The sequence below is a fragment of the Candidatus Omnitrophota bacterium genome, from assembly GCA_028715965.1.
Classification (GTDB): Bacteria; Omnitrophota; Gorgyraeia; order Tantalellales; family Tantalellaceae; genus JAQUQS01.
In genome coordinates, this window is the sequence record JAQUQS010000015.1 from 1 (window position 1) to 18453 (window position 18453).

An 18453-nucleotide genomic window follows, 5' to 3' on the forward strand; every position below is an offset into this window, starting at 1 on the left:
ATGCTGTGGCCTTAGGCCACAGAACTCGTGTACGGGATATCTGCCGGCCGCAATGACCCGTAGGAGCGATATGGAGAAAAGGCAAGGCCGCATAACTGCGAAGCTCCACCGTCCATAAAACGCGCATTCGCGCGTAACCCTCTATGCGTGGTGTTCAGTGGCTGTGTTTTGTCTGGTCGTATAGTTAGTTCTTTTCTGGCAATCGGGATCGACAGCGCCTACTGCGAACCGTTACGTGATCCAAGTTGAATAAAACCCGTCTCAGACGTGCCTGCGGCTCAAACAAGCCTGTCGGCGAGCTATGAAAAATAAAAAACCCCCATGAAGGGGGTTTTTGTTTTTATGGCGTCCCCGGACAGACTCGAACTGTCGCTTCCGGCTCCGGAGGCCGGTACTCTATCCATCTGAGCTACGGGGACAAAAAACTAACGCGCACATAACGTATTGTGGAACATTATACTGTTTTTTCTTCCGTATGTAAATCGTAAGGATCACACAATGCCGAAAAATCAAAAATCGTGTTATTCTATGAACCGCGTAGAATTTGGACTACAGAACGTTGATGCTCGGAAACCCTTATATCCACTAAATGATATTGACAACGCCGGTGAAATTTAGTAATATCTCTCTTATGGAAGTTTTGTCCAACTTAACTAAGGAGGTAGTTGATGAACAAGGCTGAATTTATTGAATCCGTATTCAAAATGGGTGGATACGAAACGAAAGCCGAAGCGGGCAGAGCATATGATACCGTCGTAGGCGCTCTCGCGACCCGTCTTTCAAAAGGCAACGCGAAAGAAAGAGTTATTCGTCTTCCTGAGCTGGGCACTTTCCAGATGAAGACAAGGAAAGCAAGGAACGGCAGAAACCCGCAGACCGGAAAAGCCATAAAGATACCGGCTAAAAAAGTTGTGGCGTTCAAGGCTGGCAAGGGTCTTTCTGACAATCTCTAATATCGTCAAAAAGGCATTCAGACGGTCCCGTCATTTAATGGCGGGACCGTTCTTTTTTCTGGGATAGGTGCCCGGTTCGAAAGCCGGATACTAACAGCTGGACTTTTATGGGGCATAATGTATAATAAAAAAGCCGGTAAATCAGAGCAGTATAACAGGATATGGATATGATAACTGTCAGCAAAATAGCAAAATTCCTTGGGGCCGAGGTGGTCGGGGACGGCACCACGGTCGTAACGGGCATGGAACTGAGCGATATCGCCTCGAAAGGTGATATAACCTTTGCGGTGGACGATAAAGCGCTGGAAGCCGCGGGCAAAAGCGAGGCTTCCTGTGTTATCACTTCATTGCATGTTGAGACTTTCCCTAAAACTGTGATCAGGGTCAGGGACATTAAAGAAGCCATGACCGTGTTATATAACGTGATGATGGAGATCCTCCCGCCGAGGACCGGAGAGGTCCACCCAACAGCTGTCGTAGCGGATTCGGCTTCCATTTGTGATGGAGTGGGGATCGGGGCGCACGCTGTCGTGGGCGAACGCGTAAGAGTGGGCAAGAACACCCAGATCGGTCCGAATTGTTCTATTGGGGATAACGTATCGATAGGGGAAAGAACTGTCATCAACCCGAACATTACTATATATCCGAATACCATTATAGGGAAGAACGTTATCATACATTCGGGGACGGTCATAGGCGCGGATGGATTTGGCTACCTCCCGAAGGATGGTAAGATCTACAAGGTCCCGCAGATGGGACGTGTTGTGATAGGGGATGACGTCGAGATAGGGGCCGATACGTGTATTGACAGGGGTACGTTCACTGACACGGAAATAGGCTGTGGAACGAAGATTGACAACCTGGTGCAGATCGCCCATAACGTAAAAATAGGGCGGAATGTCCTGATAGCCGCCCAGACAGGCATAGCGGGGAGTTCTATTGTCGGGGACAATACCATGATGGGAGGGAACGTGGGAGTGGCCGACCACGTCATCGTGGGCAGGAACGCCAGGATAGCCGCTAAATCCGGGGTAACAGGCAGGGTCGACGAGGAGAAGGTCGTTATGGGATATCCTCATCGGGAGATAAAGGATTTCAAGAAGCTGTTCGCCATAGAGAGCCTGCTCATCAAGAACAAGAACAAGCTCATCAAACTTTTAAGGTCTTTGCCTGACGAAAAAGAATAGTTTCTCGGGAAAGGAAAAAGAGGTCATGATAATACTTACGGGTGGTGCCGGGTTCATAGGGAGTTGTTTCCTCTCGAAACTCAACCAGGAGGGCGTAGAGGATATACTCGTCGTGGACCATCTTGATAGTTCGGAAAAGTGGCGCAATCTGGCAGGTAAAAGTTTTATCGATTACGTGCAGAAAGATGATTTTCTCCGGATGGTCCAGGAGCGTAAACTGCCGCGTCCAAAAGCGGTAGTACATATGGGTGCCTGTAGCTCGACGACATGTACCGACGCGGATTATTTCATCAAGAACAATTATGAGTATTCCAAGGTCCTCGCGGAATGGACGCTCAAGAGCAAGGTGCCGTTCATTTACGCGTCATCCGCCGCAACTTACGGTGACGGCAGCGCGGGATATAGCGACAAGGTGGATTCCATAAAGGGACTGAAACCGCTGAATATGTACGGACTTTCCAAACACATGTTCGATATGTGGGTGCTTTCCAGCGGGCTTATAGGCAAGGTTACCGGGATAAAGTTCTTCAACGTATTCGGGCCGAATGAATACCATAAGGGTGACATGATGAGCGTTATCTGTAAGAAGTTCCGACAGGTGCGGGATAAAGGCAAGATAACGCTGTTCAAGTCATATGATCCGGAGTATGCCGACGGAGAACAAAAAAGGGATTTTATATATATCAAGGATGTCGTGGATGTTATGTATCATCTCTTGAACAACCCTGATAAGACCGGGATCTTCAACCTTGGCACGGGTAAGGCCCGAAGCTGGAATGACCTCGCGGGGGCGATGTTCGCGGCGCTGGGGAAAGAACCGGTCATCGAGTATGTCGAAATGCCGGAGGACATACGCCCAAAATACCAGTACTTCACTCAAGCTGAGATGGCCAGGCTCAAAGGGACCGGGTATTCGAGAACTTTCCGGGAACTGGAAGACTCGGTAAAAGATTATATTGGCTATCTTTCGAAAGAAGCGTATCTTTAGCGTGTATCAGGGGTGGCTGGTAAAGCTTTTGGTGGTCGGGTCGAATATGGTTATGAGGTTCCTGCCTTTTTCCTTTGATTCATAAAGAGCGTGGTCGGCTTCGCTTATCAGGTATTCCGCCTTATAGTCCTCATGCCCGTTATATGATGAAACTCCCATACTCATTGTAACATGCACCTGCGTGTGGTCGAATTGTATGGCGGTATGTTCGACATCGCTTTTTATGCGCTCCGCTATGTCGATGGCGCGCTCCGTGAGCTGCCTGAGCCTCGTCGCGACCGCTGAAGCGTGTTCCATGGAAGATTCCACGAGAAGTATGGCGAACTCCTCTCCGCCATATCTGGCCACTATATCCGAAGACCTGACGTCGGTGGATACGATGCCAGAGACGGTTTTCAAGACCATATCCCCGCAAAGATGGCCATACGTGTCATTGAATTTCTTAAAATGGTCGATATCGCACATTATGAGGGAGATCGGGCGTTTATATCGCTGTGAACGGGTCACTTCGCGTTGCAGGAACTCCTTGAAGTATTTCTGGGTATATAATCCCGTAAGACCGTCGTGCACCGCGCGATATTCGGCTTTTCTTTTCTCATGCTCTATAACGGCGCTGTATTCCCGGAAAACAAGGACTGACAAAAGCAGTACCAGCATTATAGCGAAAGATATACGCGTTACCAGCAGCATATGGTCGTACTCGCTCATTCCTTTCTCGTATTCTTTGTTTATATCGTAGACCATAAGGGTGCCCACGTCCCTGTTCTCGTACTTTATGGGATAAACATACTCGGCGCTAAGGATGTCCAGCTCTTTTACGTCGTTCAAAACGCTGTTCATCGTGCCATTGTCGTCCTGGTAAACGAAGTTCACGCTAAGGAACGGGATATCGTTGTATTTATTTATAAAGGACGTAATATTCCCGATCGTGGGGATAGAAACCTCTTTTTTAAAGCTCTGGTATATGGAAGAAGCCAGACGTTCGGCCCTTTCCAGGTTATATCTTGTGGGTTTTTCTATAAAATAGCTGTACATGATGGTCCCCTGGCGATTCAACAGGAAGTTGAACAGGAACCAGCTGAGTACCGAAAAGAGGACCAGGTATCCTACGAAACGGGTCTTTAGGAAAGATATCTTCATTATGATCTATGTTTCTGCCTTTCTTGGAAAAGTTATTATAAGTATATATCTTCAAGGGTAAAAATGCAAAGATCGCCCGATCCTTATATGATTTGAAAAATAAAGGCTTATATGCTATATTTTCCATGAAAACCGAAACCGAAAGGAGCGCGGGTTTATGGATATACAATATACCTCGAAAGACATCATTGAGATGGCCATACAGGCCAAGGCGAGGGGGGTGGATCTTTATCTGGCTCTCGCGCGTAATAGTGAGAATTACCATGTCGGTAAGCTTTTTACCGAGTTCGCGAAGGACGAGCAAAAACACAAGGTGCAACTTGAGAAAATACTGGACTCGGTCCGAGGGAAGAAGGAAGAGGCGTATCCGGGAGAAAGGGCCATGTACCTTAGGTCGCTCGTGGATACCAATACCTTCAACTGCGACAAGACCAGGAAACAGCTTTTAGAGACGACCGTGAGCGAGGAAGACGCCCTTCGCGCGGGGATAACGTTCGAAAAAGACCTGATGCTTTTTCTTCATGAACTTAGGCAACACGCGGATGCCCAAGGAGCCAGGACGATAGATGATCTCTTGGATGAAGAGATAAACCATTTGGCTAAGATGTTCCACTTCAGGGAGAAGGTGGACGGCAAGAGTTGAACGCTCTTATGGCGTGATCTCCGCGGGCATCATTCGTCTTACGGAATTTATCAGGAACACATGGTCCGCCCCCAGGATATCTTCCTTGTAAAGTATCGCTGTCTTGAGCGGGATTTTCCCGGAATCCATGAGATATTTCCTATAAACTCCGGGCAGGACGCCGGAAGATATCGGCGGCGTCAGGAACAGCCCGTTCTTGTTCACGATAATATTGGTTATGGCCCCTTCGGTCACTTCACCGTCTGTATTAGTGAAGATAACGTCAAAAAAACCCAAAGTCCGGGCTTTTCCAAGTTCGGTATCGTAAAGTGACCGGTTAGTCGTTTTATGCCTGAGCAGGGGGTCATCCTTTTCGGTATTTTTTGTGGCCAATACAGCTTTTACCGGATATGTTGGTGGTGGAGGCAGGGGGGAATGTGATATTTTCAGGCCGCCGTTCGGAGCAAGAAGTAACCGGACCCGGTATTCCTTATCCGGGGCAAAAGACGCGGCTATTTTGTCCAGTTCGTTCCGTACTTGGGCCTCATCCAGAGAAAGGGAAAGTGTTCGGGCGCTTGATCTTAGTCGGTCCATATGAAGGCCCAGAAGGAAATATCTGTTCTCTTCCCACAGGATGGTCTCGATAAGCTGGAAGGATGAACCGTTATCGGCCATTACTACCTCTTTCATGTGTTGAGGAACCAGTTCGTTGACTAATATTATAAATGTGTTACAATAAAAACTCAAATTTTATTATGGTTGATCCCGGATGTTCTGGCTGGGACAACAGGAACAAGAATAAGAGAACAGAAATTTACGCGTGCCAGGTCGCTCGGCGGAGCTCGCGACACTTCCTCGGACATTACGTCCTCGGTCGTAGCTAAAAGGTGTGGCACGCAGGATAGAAAATAGCAGAAATTTACGCGTGCCAGGTCGCTCGGCGGAGCTTGCGACACTTCCTCGGACATTACGTCCTCGGTCGTAGCTAAAAGGTGTGGCACGCAGGATAGAAAATAGCAGAAATTTACGCGTGCCAGTAGCTCAGCTGGATAGAGTACCGGCCTACGAAGCCGTTGGTCGCAGGTTCGAATCCTGCCTGGCACGCCATTAAACACAAACCCCGCTTTTAGGCGGGGTTTTGTATTTAATGGCTACAAACATCCTTTCGGATGTTTGTGCATCTCCGCTCACTTTATCTGTAAAAGCGAGCTTTTCCGATAAAGTTCTCTCCAATGCTGTGCCAGTCAGGGGCCCTGTAAGCGTAGCTAAAGAAGTGAAGCACGGTTTCCTGCCTGTAGCCTTAACAAGCTCCCCCGGAAAAGCTATCTCTCCGTCACTGTGCCAGTCAGGGACTCTGTAAGCGTATCTGAAGAAGCGAAGCACGGTTTCCTGCCTGGCATGACCGAGGGGGCACCGAACGTGAGTGACCGAAGAGGCATTGACCTCGAGGAAATCCCGGGCATAGAGATGTCTGGGGGAAATGTTGGCGTCCCGGGAAGGCGCCGACCGCCATTTTCTATAAGAAAATGGCTCAAAAGAGGCATCCTGAGAAGGATGCCTCTTTTTGTGACTGCGTTCTATCTTTTCCGGGGAAACAAGTTCCCCCGGAAAAGCTATCTCTCCGTCACTGTGCCAGTCAGGGACCCTGTAAGCGTATCTGAAGAAGCGAAGCACGGTTTCCTGCCTGGCATGACCGAGGGGGCACCGAACGTGAGTGACCGAAGAGGCATTGACCTCGAGGAAATCCCGGGCATAGAGATGTCTGGGGGAAATGTTGGCGTCCCGGGAAGGCGCCGACCGCCATTTTCTATAAGAAAATGGCTCAAAAGAGGCATCCTGAGAAGGATGCCTTTTTTTGTGACTGCGTTCTATCTTTTCCGGGGAAACAAGCTCCCCCGGAAAAGCTATCTCTTTGTCACTGTGCCAGCCAGGGAGTCGCTCGGGGGACCTCACGACACTTCCTCAGACATTGCGTCTTCGGTCGCCTTCATAACTTTAAATAGCTCGGGGCTGGTTTTCCTGCCCTGGCATAAAAGCCGCAATGAAAATATGGGGGCTGGCCCCGCCGGGTGCTACGCTGTTTAGGGGCCTGTTCGTTCAGGGGGCTTCGCGACACTTCCTCAGACATTGCGTTTTCGGTCGCCTTCGGGTTTTACGTCCGGCTTGATGCCGGACTCCTCGTTGTCTTTTCCTGGGTGAACAGGCATTCGGACCAAAAGCTTAAGCGAGTTAAGTTAAAAAACATTGTGTTTCCGGCGATGACGCAATATAATGGACTGGTCAAAAGAAAGTATCCTTCCAAGTGTAAATATAGCGATCTCATCCTTATAATTAGTTCTTTTTTGCAGTAGATATATAAAGGACGGTTTTATGCGGGACTTCAAGAATATTCTCGTGGTGCGTACCGATCGCATGGGGGATGTAGTTCTGACCATACCGGCTATACGCGCTTTACGCCATAAGTTCCCCTGCGCGAAGATCTCGTTGTGGGTTGACCCGTCGACCAGGGAACTTGTAGATGGTCTACCGTTCATCGATGAATTTATCCTTGAGAATAGATCCGCCGGATGGTGGGGGTATTTAAGCCACATCAGGACCTTAAGGAAGAAGAAATTCGACCTGGCTGTAATATACCATACTAAAAAACATACGAACCTGGCGTGTTTTCTTGCCGGGATCCCGTACAGGCTGGGATATAAGAATAAGAAATACGGTTTTTTGTTAAATCATCCCGTTAAGGACAGGCGTCATTTGGGGACCAAGCATGAAGTGGAATATTGCATGGACCTCCTAGAAGATATCGGGGCAAAAGACGGGGACCTGGACCTTCAGGTCACTATACATAAAGGGTCGGAAGAGTGGGCGGACCGGTATTTTCGCGAGAAAAAGCTCACGGACAGACCCGTTATCGCGCTTCATCCCAGCGCAAGCTGCCCGACAAGGTTATGGCCGACGAAGTCGTATGCCGAATTGGCCCAGCGGCTTATAAGGGAAAATGACGTATACATAATGATCGTTGGAGGGGCAGATGCCCGTCCTGCCGCCGAGGCCATAAAAAAGACCGCCGGGAACCGCGTATTCGATCTTACGGGCGAGACTACGCTTTCCCAGCTAACCAGCATACTCAAGCGTTGTCAGGGCCTTGTGTCGAATGATTCCGGGCCGGTCCATGTGGGTGCCGCAATAGGGATACCGGTGATATCGCTTTTCCTGCGGTCACAGGCCGGGATCAACCCACAAAGATGGCGCCCGCTGGGAAAGAACAGTGTGCTTCTCCAGAACGAAAATGGGGAAGAGATACTCCTTGATGCCCAAAGCCATGTCATAAGCGGAAAATTCGATTCTATAAGCGTGAACAAAGTCCTGCTTAGATGCCAGACGTCTATTCTTGGGATACTAAGAATGTTCCATTTCATGGTCGAGGAAGGTCCGCTTTTCTTTCTTCATGAACATTTGCATCAATTCGGGGTATAGGCCGGCAGGCGAAACGCGGATCTTACCTCGTTAAAACCGTTTTTAAGATCAAAGCTAGACCTGTCACCGTTCTTGCTCCCAAATCCGTCCCCGTTCTTGAACTTAAACCTGTACCTTGGCTAGTTAAAGCTTTGGGGTACAGGTTTTGCTTTGAATATAAAACAGGTTTGTGCTGGGGAATAAAAACGGTTTTACATAAGGGGACAGGTCTTGCCTGTCCCCTTATGTTGTAAAGGATGGTCTTTTATTACCTGTGCAGTACCGCCGTCATTACCAGGTAACATCCAGTGAAGATAAGGTTTATGCCTACAAGGATGCCCAGTATCCACATGCCGTTGAACGGCAGGTTGACCCAGATGAACATGGAAAGTAGTATTGAGATGATGCCGCTGGAGATAAGCCACCCCCAGTTCACGTCCGGTTTTATGTATAATGCCGCTATGGTCTTCAGAATGCCTTCAACGGCCAGATACGCGGCTATAAGGGCCGTGATCAAGAGCGCGCCTTTGAGGGGATAAAATACCAGTATCGCACCTACCGCCAAAGGGACGAGCGCGCACGCGATCTTCAATATGAACGCCTGTTTGTCCTTGTGCCCGAGAACGAATAAGATGTTAGCCGCTCCACCGATCACCAAGAGTCCCCCGATAATGACATCTATGGCTACCGCTGTTATAAGCGGCATATATATTGCTGCAAATCCGGCAAGTAAAAGACACGCTCCCAGAAGAGCGAACCAGCCCCAGCCTATTTCAAAAGTAACGACCTTCTTTTTCATTTCGTCCCCCTTTTTAAGGAAAAGCCTCCCAGATAACCGATATGCTTCATATAATATTACCATAAAACCGGATAAATAACCTGTTTTTTGACGATTTGGATTTAGTTGACAAAGTAAGTTGCGGGTGTGGTCCGTGGGTAGTAAAATATAGGCCTAAGGAGACGGCATATGGCGCAGGAAAATATCATCATCATAGGCGGAGGGTTCGCCGGCCTGGTCCTTGCGGAGAGGTTATCCGCCCGGAAGAACAGCCTGGGGACGGGTACCCGTATCATCCTGATAGACAAAAAAGATGATTCACATTTCCTTCCCGGGATACCCGACATAATAGGGAGGGGAGTGCCTTCCGGTATATTCAAGTATCCCATTGCTAAACACGCGGCACGGCACGGGTATGTCCATTTAAAACATAATGTTACCTCTATCGATCCCACCAGGAACGTAGTGGAGGCGGGAGGGTTCAGGATCGGATACGAATATCTGGTCATAGCCGCCGGGTCCGAGACCAATTTTTACGGTAATGATAAAATAAAGAATGCGGCGTTCAGGTTCGATGACGCTGACGACGTGGTAAAAGTGCTGGAAGCCGTTAATGAGGATAAGTATGAAAGGTACCTGATCTGCGGTGGGGGGTATACCGGTGTGGAGATCGCCACTTCTCTCAGGATATTCCTGTCCCGCGGAAAAAAGAATAAAGAGATACACCTTGTTGAGGCTGGTAGCGGGATACTGGGCCCTATGCCGGAGTGGATAAAAGAGTATACGCGTGCTAACCTTGCCGCTTTGGGGATCAACGTCCTGACCGGCGTTACGGTCAGATCGTACGAGAACGGGATCGTGACCCTCTCGGACGGTATGATGTTCGATAATTCCATGCTTGTCTGGTCCGCTGGAGTGAAAACGCCCGCGTTCGTTGAAAAAACGCCTTTTTCGAAAGAGAGACAGGGCAGGTTATCCGTGGATGAGTACCTCAGGGTAAAAGATAACATATTCGTAGCGGGGGACTGTGCCGGAATGACGTATAAAGGTGAACTTATCAGGATGGGGATACAGTTCTCTATAGAGGAGGCCGGAAGCATAGCCCGGAACATAGCCAGAGATATACGACGAAAGAAATTGAGGAGATTCGTCCCGATAGATCCCGGGTATATCATTCCCATGGCAAATAACCTTTCTTGTGGTATGGTGTTCGGCCGCAGGGTCCGTGGGCGGGCGGCGACATGCGCACATTACCTGATGTGCCTGGTACGTTTACGTGGGCTGAAAAATAAAAAAGTATTGTTCACCGCGCTCATGAGGAAAAGAACATAGGAGGAGATATGGATAAATGGAGGGAATGGGCGGCATTACCCATAAGATTGGGGTTGGGTGTTATGTTCATGGCACATGGCCTGCAGAAGGTCTTCGGGCTTTTCGGCGGTCCCGGCATAGAGAACTTTGCCAAGTTCCTGGGGTCCCTGAATATAGATCCACCTGTTCCTATGGCTTATATGGCCGGATACGGAGAGCTTCTGGGCGGTCTCTGCCTCATACTGGGCCTCTTTACCAGGCTTTCGGCGGGCGTACTTACGGTAATAATGGTCGTGGCAGCGGTCAGTGTGCATCTTAAGAACGGATTTTTTCTTAAGGATGGCGGCATAGAGTATGTGTTTGTAATAGTGGCCGCTTGTGTCTCCCTGATGGTATCTGGGGGCGGAAAGTTGAGCATTACGAAAAAACTATGAATTATGGTTGAGGACTATGGTCCATGCATATAATATGATACAATATAAGTATCTTTTCCGAGAAAGGCTCCGCTTAGGAGATGGATGTATGAAAGGGGCCGGATAAAGGAGGGAATATGGATAAAAAAATGATCAAGAAGCTGCTTGCGGGGTTCAGTGTCGCGGGGCTCATCGCTGGTCTGGGTACTTTTACCGTACACGCCGAAGGAGCTTCAAGCTGCGGTAAGGGCTCATGCGGGAGCAAGAATGCCGGGATGTCGGAATCCGGCGAAAAACAGGATACTTCCATGGCCAGTAAAGAGGATGCCGACAAAACGGGGACCGAAGAAGCCTCCTCCGACGCGGGAATGTCGTCCTGTGGGAAGGGGTCATGCGGAAAAGGTTCCGAGACATGCGGGAGTTAAATTAGGGAAGGATAAGGCAGGCTGAATAACAGCCTGCCTTATTTATTGTGGGCAATGAAAAGAAAGATCAAGCGAAAAGACCTGGCGGGCATATACAGCCTTTCCTCGTCCATAGTTGGGGAAAAGGAATGGGAGAGGATAATAGCCCATGTGCCGAATACCGTAGATCCGGGCGCTTTTCCTGAGGTGGTGGAGGGCGTAGCCGATGATATAAATGTACCGGGTTTTCTCCCGGGACTTCTGGTTGTGGAAAGGGCAAAGGTAGATCTTTCGGAAATGCCGGACATGGAAATGCCGGAAGTAGATAGATATGAACTGAATCCCGTTCTTGAAGTGATGCATTCGACCTGGAAAATAGCGCACCTGTTCAGTCCACATGACCAGAAGCATGTGTATATGCCAATGCCCGGGGAGGAGTGGGTCCTTACCTGGAAGGATCCTAAAAACGGGAACGTGAACGTGGCCCCGGCCTCCAAGGAGGAACTCCTGGCCATAAAGGTCATAGTGGAAAAGATAGACCCGGATAAACTGGCGGAAGTCGGCGAGAACGCCGAAGGGACCATAGAGAACGCCTTGAGGAATGCCGCGGCGAAAGGTATAATGATCGCGCCGCGGTCACGCATAAGAAGGGACGCCAGCCTGTTCCCTAAAGACGAGGGTACGATCCCGTCACGGGAATATACCGATGCCGATGTCTTTACGCTCCAGTGGCATATAACCCATGCGTGTGACCTCAATTGCATGCATTGTTATGACCGCAGCCGGCGTGAGGAGATCTCGCTTGCCGAGAGCCACAAGATCCTTGATGACATGAAAGAACTTTGTCGCGTAAAAAGAGTGCGCGGCCACGTATGTTTTACCGGCGGGAACCCTTTCATGCATCCTGATTTTTTCGAGATGTACCATTCGGCCGTGCGACGGGGACTTTCCACGTCCATATTGGGGAATCCCGTTACCCGTGAAGCGCTCAAAAGGCTTGTAGCCATACATAAGCCGGGATATTACCAGGTAAGCCTGGAGGGACTCCCGGAGCACAACGATAAAATAAGGGGTAAAGGCAATTTCCATAACGTAATAGAGTTCCTGGGCATATTGCGCGACCTGAGGATACCAAGCGCGGTCATGCTTACCCTGACTAAGGATAATATGGACCAGGTGCTGCCCCTTGCGGAAAGGCTGAGAGGGCACGCGGAATACTTCACCTATAACCGACTTTCACAGGTAGGCTCTGGCGCGGCCCTTGAACTGCCCGGGGGAGAAGAATATATGGAGTTCGTCGAAAGGTTCGTTAAGGCCTCGGAGTCTAACCCCATTATCGGGTTCAAGGATAATCTGATCAATGTAGTGCTTGACCGGAACGAAGATGAGCTGTTCGGAGGGTGTACTGGGCACGGGTGTGGCGCGGCGTTCAATTTTCTTACTGTGCTCCCCGACGGGGAAGTGCACGCTTGCAGGAAATTTCCCTCCCTTCTGGGGAACGTCAACGGGCAACGTCTGGGTGATATATATGATTCCTCACTGGCGGAAAGATACCGTATGGGGCCCGAGGCTTGTCGGGGTTGCCGGTTAAGGCATGTGTGCGGAGGTTGTATGGCTGTTACCAGCGGCGCCGGCATGGATATCTTTACCCAAAAAGACCCTCATTGTCCCCGTGGACCCGCAGGATATCAAAAGTAATTCCGCGCTACATATCCCACAAGATCGTGATGCTCTTTAGGCAAAGGCACGTCTGGGACCACATCTTCAATAAAAAGGGAGAAATCCTCTCCCCAGGCGGGAAGGAAAGGCTTACCCGTTATCATCTCGAGGCCCGAACCGTCCTCCAGCCGGAAAAGTTCCCGTATGAACGCCAGGCCAGCTGTCCTCTCAGTCCCGGCGATGACGGCCCGCTTGAAGAATTGCAGGCCAGCCGCCAGGATCTCGGCCGGACCGGCGGTAGTCCCGTCGACGATAAGCATAAGGCGCTCGGAATAGGAAATATCCTTGCGTTTGGTGATCAGGCCGAAGGGGACAGCGTTCTTTTTATAAAAACCCGCGATAGTAACCCCCGGCGGGACAAAAGTGCTCGCTATATCCATTACAGCCAATGGTGGCCCCCCGGAGTTCCCTCGGAGATCTATTATAAGACCGGTCATACCTTCTTCAAGGAATTTTTCTATGAACTCGTCCACGTCTTCCGCGGTCTTCTTGTTGAAATGTTTTATAGCGATGCACCGGACACCTTTCTTCCCTGTGGGTTCCTCAAGAACGGTCTCTATGAAGAAAGGTGTATTCATCACTGAACAGGTGCCGTAAAGCCCGGTATCCGGGGAAAAAAGCTCCAGTTCGAGCCCAAGACCGTTGTTCCCCTCGAGCATGTTGGTTATCATCGTGCCCCCAAGTACGGAAGCGTCGATACCGTTAACGCGTATTATCACCTGTCCGGGCCTTACTCCGCGTTTATACGCGTTGGAATGTTTTTCGACCTTCTCCACAAGGAACCCTTTGCCCGTATCCGATCCGCTTATGCCCGTACCGATGTCGTACCCGTAAGCCAGCTTGAACTGTCCGTTTAACTGGTCTGACGGGATGAACCTGGTCAAAGGGTCTTTAGGCATTTTCAGGAAACTTGTTAGCGCCGCGCAGGCTTTCCAGTTCAATCGCGGGTTGGGACCGGTATCATTCGCGTCCTTTAATGCCGGTAGGACCACGTTGCGGGTGTATTCACCGACAAAAAGACGGTAGTTCTTTTTGAGGAGCGGAAAATAATAAAAATTACCGAAAGTATGGTATATCTCGCCGAGAGGACGGAGATATGGTCCCTTGCCGGCATTTAAGACCGATATATACCGGAAGACCAGGGACAGGATGAACGCCAGGCAAAACCCGGAGACCAGAACAACTTTTCTATAACGCGTATATTTTCTCATACATACGTACCATGGTAAAATAGGATGTAACCAGCCTCAATAAGTATAGCATCTCTCCCATGATGGCACAAGATTAACCGCGCGGGTCCGGACGGTTTAAAATATTTTAAATTAACGGCGTAAAATGGTATACTAAATCACGAAATATCATTGAACGGAGGGGGAATATGCTGTCAGGCAAAAAACCATTAATATCTTTTGTCATAACACTTTATAACGAAGAGACTGCTATGTCATCACTTGAGGCGGCGCTCAGGGAGCTGGGGGGGAAATACGCCGGTGAGTACGAGGTTGAGTTCGTGCTGGTGGATGACGGCAGTAAGGATTCCACATGGGAAAAATTAGCGACTTTCGCCCTTTCAGATAAAAGGGTGAGCGCCGTTAGGCTTTCCAGGAACTTCGGGCACCAGCAGGCGCTTACGTGCGGATATGACCTGGCTAGGGGCGATGTCGTTATATCCATGGACGCTGACCTGCAGGACCCGCCGGAGGTGGTGGACCTTCTTGTCGAAGAATGGAAAAAGGGCGCCGACATCGTGTTCACCGTAAGGGAAAGACGGCACGGGGAGGGCCTGCTCAAGAAGCTCACGGCGAGATGGTTCTACAAGATATTCACTTTTGTCTCAAGGAGTTCGGCGCCGGCGGATTCCGGGGATTTCCGCCTGATGAACCGCAGGAGCATGAAGGCGTTCCTTACTTTAAGGGAACGGCACAGGTACATACGCGGTATGGTGGGGTGGATGGGTTTCAAGACCGCTATAGTGCCTTATGAAAGGAAACCGCGTGCTGCCGGAAGGTCTAAATATACATGGTCACGGATGTTCAGTTTCGCAATGGACGCCATAGTATCGTTCAGCTCTTTTCCCCTCAGACTGGCGTATATATTCTCCGCTATAGCTTCATCGACGGTGCTATGTTACCTGGTGTATGTGCTCCTGCAGCATTTCGCCGGAGGGAAGGAACTGGTACCCGGATGGACCAGTCTGATACTTTCAATAGTGATTTTCGGATTCTTTAATCTTTTATCGCTTGGGCTTATAGGTGAGTACGTGGGGCGTATATATGATATGGCAAAGGACCGCCCGCTGTATTTTGTGAGCGATATGGTCACGGATGGGGCCCTGCGAGCCGCGGAACCCTATCCCTTCCGCGTGGAATAAAGGTCGTTATGGGAAAAGACAGGAAAAAACCGGCAGAGTTCGACTCTTACGCCAAAGGATATGACGGTGGAATGGATGACCCGCTCAAAAAGATGATGGGTCGGAGCCAGAAAGATTTTTTGGCGGTAAAAGCGAATATCCTGATGGACGAGATCGCCGCCCGTTATGGGACAGGTAGGGCAGGGCGTGAAGATATAAGCATATTGGACCTCGGGTGCGGAACCGGTGAGTTCCTGGGACTTATAAGCGAGAGGGGGAAGGGCTTCCGGCTGGAAGGGTGTGACGTATCCCCGGGCATGATAGAAGAGGGGCGGTGCCGACACGATACCGGGAACGCGAAATTGTTCGAAATGGACCCGGAAGGACGCGCGCTGCCCGACCAGAGATACGATGTTATATACGCAAGCTGTGTTTTCCATCATATAGTGCCGGTCTTGCGGCAGGTCGTGGTCACGAACATATACAGGGCACTTGTCCCCGGGGGGACGTTCATCGTGTTCGAGCATAATCCATGGAACCCGCTCACGCTGTTCGTGGTCAAGAGGGCCGAGATCGACAGGAACGCGGAACTGCTCTCTTCGGTGGAAACCGTATCTCTTATGAAAAAAGCCGGTATGGCGCACGTAAGAACGGGATATTTCCTGTTCGTGCCGCCCAGGCTAAGCGGTAAATGGACCCGGGCCTTCGAGCGATCCATTTCATGGTTGCCAGCCGGAGCGCAATATTACGTGGTGGGGAGAAAGCAACATGACCGGGGAGCGCATGGGAATATTTGATCGGAAAAAGATCCCAACGATAAAGAGCGCGGCCATGAGGTTCAAGGACGTTGTTTTCTTCGCGGTCCCGTTCGTTGTCTTCTATTGGATAGCGCCCTTTATCTCGGAGAACGCGTTAGGGCTTGATTATTTCCGTTATCCCATGAACAACCAGCTGGAACTCATGTTCTCGATATACAAAGGTTCTTTCCCGTTGTATATTCCGGGATACTGGGGAGGGATGAGCTCCAGCGCCCTTACCCTAGGACAGATATTCCATCCGCTTCCTTATGTCGCGTCGGTAATGCCGGGATATTGGACGGGATATTCACTTGAGTGGAATACCGCTCTCAGGTTTCTTTCGATGGGATTTGTCCAGCTTATGCTGTTCCGCATCCTCAGGCGTATGGGGGCCGATGGGCTCCCGGCGTTCATATTGTCGTTTATCGCGATATACAACCTCAAAACACTTTTCGTGTTCCGATACGGCGCGTCGCTTGAGAACTATACGGCATTTATCATATTGATAGCCCTTCTCGTAAGGCAATATATGAAGGAGACTAAATATGCCGGACCGCTCATGATAGCCGGAGCTACATATCTCACGATATGCGGGGGACATCCCAAGGTCATGTATTACGCTTTGATATCGGTCTTTCTTTTCGTTGTTATGGTACCCGCGTTCTTGCGGGACTGTGGTGTCGGGACCGTTGACCCGGGAAAGAAGAGAAGATATTATTTCGCGGTCTTCGGGGGGATGTCCGCCGGTATGCTTTTATCCGCGGCATATGCCGTGCCGTTCTATTTCAGTTTTCTGGCGGACAATATTGATCGAGTACAGGAAGAGATCCGGTATGTTTTCGATCCGGGGACATGGCCACTTCTGGTAGAAGGCCTGAACGCGTTCTTTGACCCATTGAAGAGCAGTTATAAAAGTTCTTTCGGCGGCTCCGCGGTGATGGCTATGGCTGCTGTTATGCCTGTTCTCAGTATCTTTAAGGTTAAAATATCCAGGAGCGCGTGGATATTGTGGTCCGCGATGATGTTCTTTCTTGTTTTTTCCATTGATCCCCTCACGCCGATACCGTATTACATGCGGAAATATCTGCCCCTTGCTTCAGGGCTCCGGCATTCATGGTGGATAGGAGTGGTCATTCCCCCGTTAGCTTCAATGCTCCTGACATGGGTGTTCCTGTATGGCGATATTACCGTGAAGGCGCGGGGCAAAGAGAGGCGGATACCTCTTTATTCCGTTCTCGCGGCGTGTGCGGCCGTGACCATGATGGTGTTCTGGGTAGCTACATGTAAAGTGCCGATACATAACGTGGGGGAATGGGACACGGGCCTTATATATACGGCACCAGTTGCGGTACGTTACGTATCGAACATGGCCGGGCTTCTGTCCCTCGCGGCCGTATTCCTCAGCGGGATCGTCCCCGGGAGGAAAAAGCTCTTTTTGGCGGCGGCGGTGGTACTCGTGCTGCTGCAGAGCATATCTGTACTCAGGTATGGCACGCTTTTCCATCCCGAGAAGTACAGCAGGACGATGATGAGCATGGAGCGCGAGAAGAAGATGAAGCTTTCCTACGCGGCCGAGGTCGGGTACGGGATGGCTTCCAGGGCTGTAAGCATACACAGGGACAAAGGTTTCTTCTTCGAGTCCCGGCTTGCGGAACTTTGCCCGGCATACGTGCCGGCGTCGTCGAACGAGGAAGATTACACCCTTATGGGGCAAGGCGCGAAAAAAGAAGGTGTGGCGATAGTCGAGGGATACGTGGGGGACGAGGTCGCCAAGAACGGATATGACAAGGATTTCCTGGGATACCTCAATCTGGTATACAGTTCTTTCAACCGGGTGGAATATGACGCGGTAGCCAGCGCCAACTGTTTTTTTATCACTAATTATCCATACAGCCCGCGATGGCAGGCGTCGCTTGACGGCAAAAAAGCGGGCATATACAGGGCGAACGGGATGGAGCAAGCCGTATTCATGCCCGCGGGCAGACATACGATCGAAATGAGGTACCATTCCCCGGCCTCTTTCTGGGGGATGGTCATCTCGTGTGCCACCCTTTTTGGTCTGCTGGTTTACCCGTTGTCAGCGGTAAGGGATATCCGTTCACGGTGGATATCCATACTGGCCGCGGGTCTTTTTTGTTCGGCGATATTTCTCGTGTGGTATAATAGCCTTTATACCGGACGGAACCTCGGGACCCAGTATATCTGGCAGTCGCGGGACTCTCTCCCCGGGAATGTTATAGACCTTGGCTGGGAATACGGCCGTAAAGACTCCAAGGAATGGCTGTCCGACCAGGCCGAAACGAACCTTAAAAAAGCGTTCTGATAGTATATAACCCGG

Annotated in this window: 17 protein-coding genes and 2 tRNA genes; 14 read left to right on the forward strand and 5 right to left on the reverse strand. The window is 50.2% G+C overall.

Going from position 1 to position 18453, the window contains the following annotated elements:
• Nucleotides 1–343: 343 nt before the first annotated feature.
• Nucleotides 344–419: transfer RNA gene (locus PHH49_06495), tRNA-Arg, on the reverse strand.
• Between the two features lie 249 nt (nucleotides 420–668).
• Here PHH49_06495 and PHH49_06500 point away from each other — a divergent pair.
• The 3 genes from PHH49_06500 (at nucleotide 669) to rfaD (ending at nucleotide 3128) form a co-directional block, all read left to right on the forward strand.
• Entirely contained in the window at nucleotides 669–953 is a 285-nt protein-coding gene (locus PHH49_06500; protein MDD5488590.1) for an HU family DNA-binding protein, read from the forward strand.
• A 167-nt stretch (nucleotides 954–1120) separates the two neighbouring features.
• Nucleotides 1121–2140, forward strand: coding sequence for a UDP-3-O-(3-hydroxymyristoyl)glucosamine N-acyltransferase (gene lpxD / locus PHH49_06505; protein ID MDD5488591.1), 1020 nt, complete (start codon nucleotides 1121–1123; stop codon nucleotides 2138–2140).
• Between the two features lie 25 nt (nucleotides 2141–2165).
• Nucleotides 2166–3128: an ADP-glyceromanno-heptose 6-epimerase gene (rfaD, locus tag PHH49_06510; protein ID MDD5488592.1), complete on the forward strand. Its 963-nt coding sequence runs from the start codon at nucleotides 2166–2168 to the stop codon at nucleotides 3126–3128.
• Between the two features lie 6 nt (nucleotides 3129–3134).
• Here rfaD and PHH49_06515 read toward each other — a convergent pair whose 3' ends face one another.
• Complete coding sequence (locus tag PHH49_06515) at nucleotides 3135–4268, reverse strand: GGDEF domain-containing protein (protein ID MDD5488593.1); 1134 nt, start codon at nucleotides 4266–4268, stop codon at nucleotides 3135–3137.
• 157 nt (nucleotides 4269–4425) lie between these two features.
• Between PHH49_06515 and PHH49_06520 the strand changes: the two genes are divergently transcribed.
• A complete protein-coding gene (locus tag PHH49_06520) occupies nucleotides 4426–4911 on the forward strand; it encodes a ferritin family protein (protein MDD5488594.1) in 486 nt (161 codons plus the stop codon).
• 6 nt (nucleotides 4912–4917) lie between these two features.
• On the opposite strand, the gene PHH49_06525 is transcribed toward PHH49_06520, so the two are convergent.
• Entirely contained in the window at nucleotides 4918–5580 is a 663-nt protein-coding gene (locus tag PHH49_06525) for an aminotransferase class IV (protein MDD5488595.1), read from the reverse strand.
• Nucleotides 5581–5920: 340 nt separating this feature from the next.
• On the opposite strand from PHH49_06525, the gene PHH49_06530 reads away from it, so the two are divergent.
• From PHH49_06530 to PHH49_06540, 3 genes are all read left to right on the forward strand, one after another.
• A tRNA-Arg gene (locus PHH49_06530) sits at nucleotides 5921–5997 on the forward strand.
• Between the two features lie 312 nt (nucleotides 5998–6309).
• Entirely contained in the window at nucleotides 6310–6975 is a 666-nt protein-coding gene (locus PHH49_06535; protein ID MDD5488596.1) for a hypothetical protein, read from the forward strand.
• 285 nt (nucleotides 6976–7260) lie between these two features.
• Nucleotides 7261–8364: a glycosyltransferase family 9 protein gene (locus tag PHH49_06540; protein MDD5488597.1), complete on the forward strand. Its 1104-nt coding sequence runs from the start codon at nucleotides 7261–7263 to the stop codon at nucleotides 8362–8364.
• A gap of 247 nt (nucleotides 8365–8611) precedes the next feature.
• Here the strand turns inward: PHH49_06540 and PHH49_06545 are convergent, their stop codons facing one another.
• Nucleotides 8612–9142 (reverse strand): DUF308 domain-containing protein, encoded by a 531-nt coding sequence (locus PHH49_06545; protein MDD5488598.1) that lies wholly within the window; start codon nucleotides 9140–9142, stop codon nucleotides 8612–8614.
• A gap of 168 nt (nucleotides 9143–9310) precedes the next feature.
• Between PHH49_06545 and PHH49_06550 the strand changes: the two genes are divergently transcribed.
• The 4 genes from PHH49_06550 to sbtM all read left to right on the forward strand — a co-directional run bounded on the left by PHH49_06550 (nucleotide 9311) and on the right by sbtM (nucleotide 12947).
• A complete protein-coding gene (locus tag PHH49_06550) occupies nucleotides 9311–10453 on the forward strand; it encodes an FAD-dependent oxidoreductase (GenBank protein ID MDD5488599.1) in 1143 nt (380 codons plus the stop codon).
• An 8-nt stretch (nucleotides 10454–10461) separates the two neighbouring features.
• Entirely contained in the window at nucleotides 10462–10866 is a 405-nt protein-coding gene (locus PHH49_06555) for a DoxX family protein (GenBank protein ID MDD5488600.1), read from the forward strand.
• Nucleotides 10867–10982: 116 nt separating this feature from the next.
• Nucleotides 10983–11270, forward strand: a complete 288-nt coding sequence (gene sbtA / locus PHH49_06560; GenBank protein ID MDD5488601.1) for an SbtA family thio(seleno)oxazole RiPP natural product precursor — start codon at nucleotides 10983–10985, stop codon at nucleotides 11268–11270.
• A gap of 54 nt (nucleotides 11271–11324) precedes the next feature.
• Nucleotides 11325–12947 carry a thio(seleno)oxazole modification radical SAM maturase SbtM gene (gene sbtM, locus PHH49_06565; GenBank protein MDD5488602.1) on the forward strand — a complete coding sequence of 541 codons (1623 nt, stop codon included), beginning with the start codon at nucleotides 11325–11327 and terminating at the stop codon, nucleotides 12945–12947.
• Here the strand turns inward: sbtM and PHH49_06570 are convergent.
• Entirely contained in the window at nucleotides 12938–14179 is a 1242-nt protein-coding gene (locus PHH49_06570) for a S41 family peptidase (protein ID MDD5488603.1), read from the reverse strand. The genes sbtM and PHH49_06570 overlap by 10 nt on opposite strands.
• 167 nt (nucleotides 14180–14346) lie before the next feature.
• On the opposite strand from PHH49_06570, the gene PHH49_06575 reads away from it, so the two are divergent.
• Genes PHH49_06575 through PHH49_06585 form a run of 3 tightly spaced genes read left to right on the forward strand, consistent with a single transcriptional unit; the run spans nucleotide 14347 to nucleotide 18438 of the window.
• Nucleotides 14347–15339: a glycosyltransferase family 2 protein gene (locus PHH49_06575; protein ID MDD5488604.1), complete on the forward strand. Its 993-nt coding sequence runs from the start codon at nucleotides 14347–14349 to the stop codon at nucleotides 15337–15339.
• A gap of 8 nt (nucleotides 15340–15347) precedes the next feature.
• The gene (locus PHH49_06580; protein ID MDD5488605.1) at nucleotides 15348–16115 is read left to right on the forward strand and encodes a class I SAM-dependent methyltransferase; all 768 of its coding nucleotides are present in this window, start codon (nucleotides 15348–15350) and stop codon (nucleotides 16113–16115) included.
• On the forward strand, nucleotides 16102–18438 hold the full coding sequence (locus PHH49_06585) for a YfhO family protein (GenBank protein MDD5488606.1): 2337 nt from the start codon (nucleotides 16102–16104) through the stop codon (nucleotides 18436–18438). The genes PHH49_06580 and PHH49_06585 overlap by 14 nt, the downstream gene beginning before the upstream one ends.
• The last annotated feature ends 15 nt before the right edge of the window (nucleotides 18439–18453 follow it).

What these genes read in the sequence shown, in the direction of transcription:
- PHH49_06500 (MDD5488590.1), top strand. Translation starts at nt 669, where the DNA reads ATGAACAAGGCTGAATTTATTGAATCCGTATTCAAAATGGGTGGATAC.
- lpxD (MDD5488591.1), top strand. Translation starts at nt 1,121, where the DNA reads ATGATAACTGTCAGCAAAATAGCAAAATTCCTTGGGGCCGAGGTGGTC.
- rfaD (MDD5488592.1), top strand. Translation starts at nt 2,166, where the DNA reads ATGATAATACTTACGGGTGGTGCCGGGTTCATAGGGAGTTGTTTCCTC.
- PHH49_06515 (MDD5488593.1), bottom strand. Translation starts at nt 4,268, where the DNA reads ATGAAGATATCTTTCCTAAAGACCCGTTTCGTAGGATACCTGGTCCTC.
- PHH49_06520 (MDD5488594.1), top strand. Translation starts at nt 4,426, where the DNA reads ATGGATATACAATATACCTCGAAAGACATCATTGAGATGGCCATACAG.
- PHH49_06525 (MDD5488595.1), bottom strand. Translation starts at nt 5,580, where the DNA reads ATGAAAGAGGTAGTAATGGCCGATAACGGTTCATCCTTCCAGCTTATC.
- PHH49_06540 (MDD5488597.1), top strand. Translation starts at nt 7,261, where the DNA reads ATGCGGGACTTCAAGAATATTCTCGTGGTGCGTACCGATCGCATGGGG.
- PHH49_06545 (MDD5488598.1), bottom strand. Translation starts at nt 9,142, where the DNA reads ATGAAAAAGAAGGTCGTTACTTTTGAAATAGGCTGGGGCTGGTTCGCT.
- PHH49_06550 (MDD5488599.1), top strand. Translation starts at nt 9,311, where the DNA reads ATGGCGCAGGAAAATATCATCATCATAGGCGGAGGGTTCGCCGGCCTG.
- PHH49_06555 (MDD5488600.1), top strand. Translation starts at nt 10,462, where the DNA reads ATGGATAAATGGAGGGAATGGGCGGCATTACCCATAAGATTGGGGTTG.
- sbtA (MDD5488601.1), top strand. Translation starts at nt 10,983, where the DNA reads ATGGATAAAAAAATGATCAAGAAGCTGCTTGCGGGGTTCAGTGTCGCG.
- sbtM (MDD5488602.1), top strand. Translation starts at nt 11,325, where the DNA reads ATGAAAAGAAAGATCAAGCGAAAAGACCTGGCGGGCATATACAGCCTT.
- PHH49_06570 (MDD5488603.1), bottom strand. Translation starts at nt 14,179, where the DNA reads ATGAGAAAATATACGCGTTATAGAAAAGTTGTTCTGGTCTCCGGGTTT.
- PHH49_06575 (MDD5488604.1), top strand. Translation starts at nt 14,347, where the DNA reads ATGCTGTCAGGCAAAAAACCATTAATATCTTTTGTCATAACACTTTAT.
- PHH49_06580 (MDD5488605.1), top strand. Translation starts at nt 15,348, where the DNA reads ATGGGAAAAGACAGGAAAAAACCGGCAGAGTTCGACTCTTACGCCAAA.
- PHH49_06585 (MDD5488606.1), top strand. Translation starts at nt 16,102, where the DNA reads ATGGGAATATTTGATCGGAAAAAGATCCCAACGATAAAGAGCGCGGCC.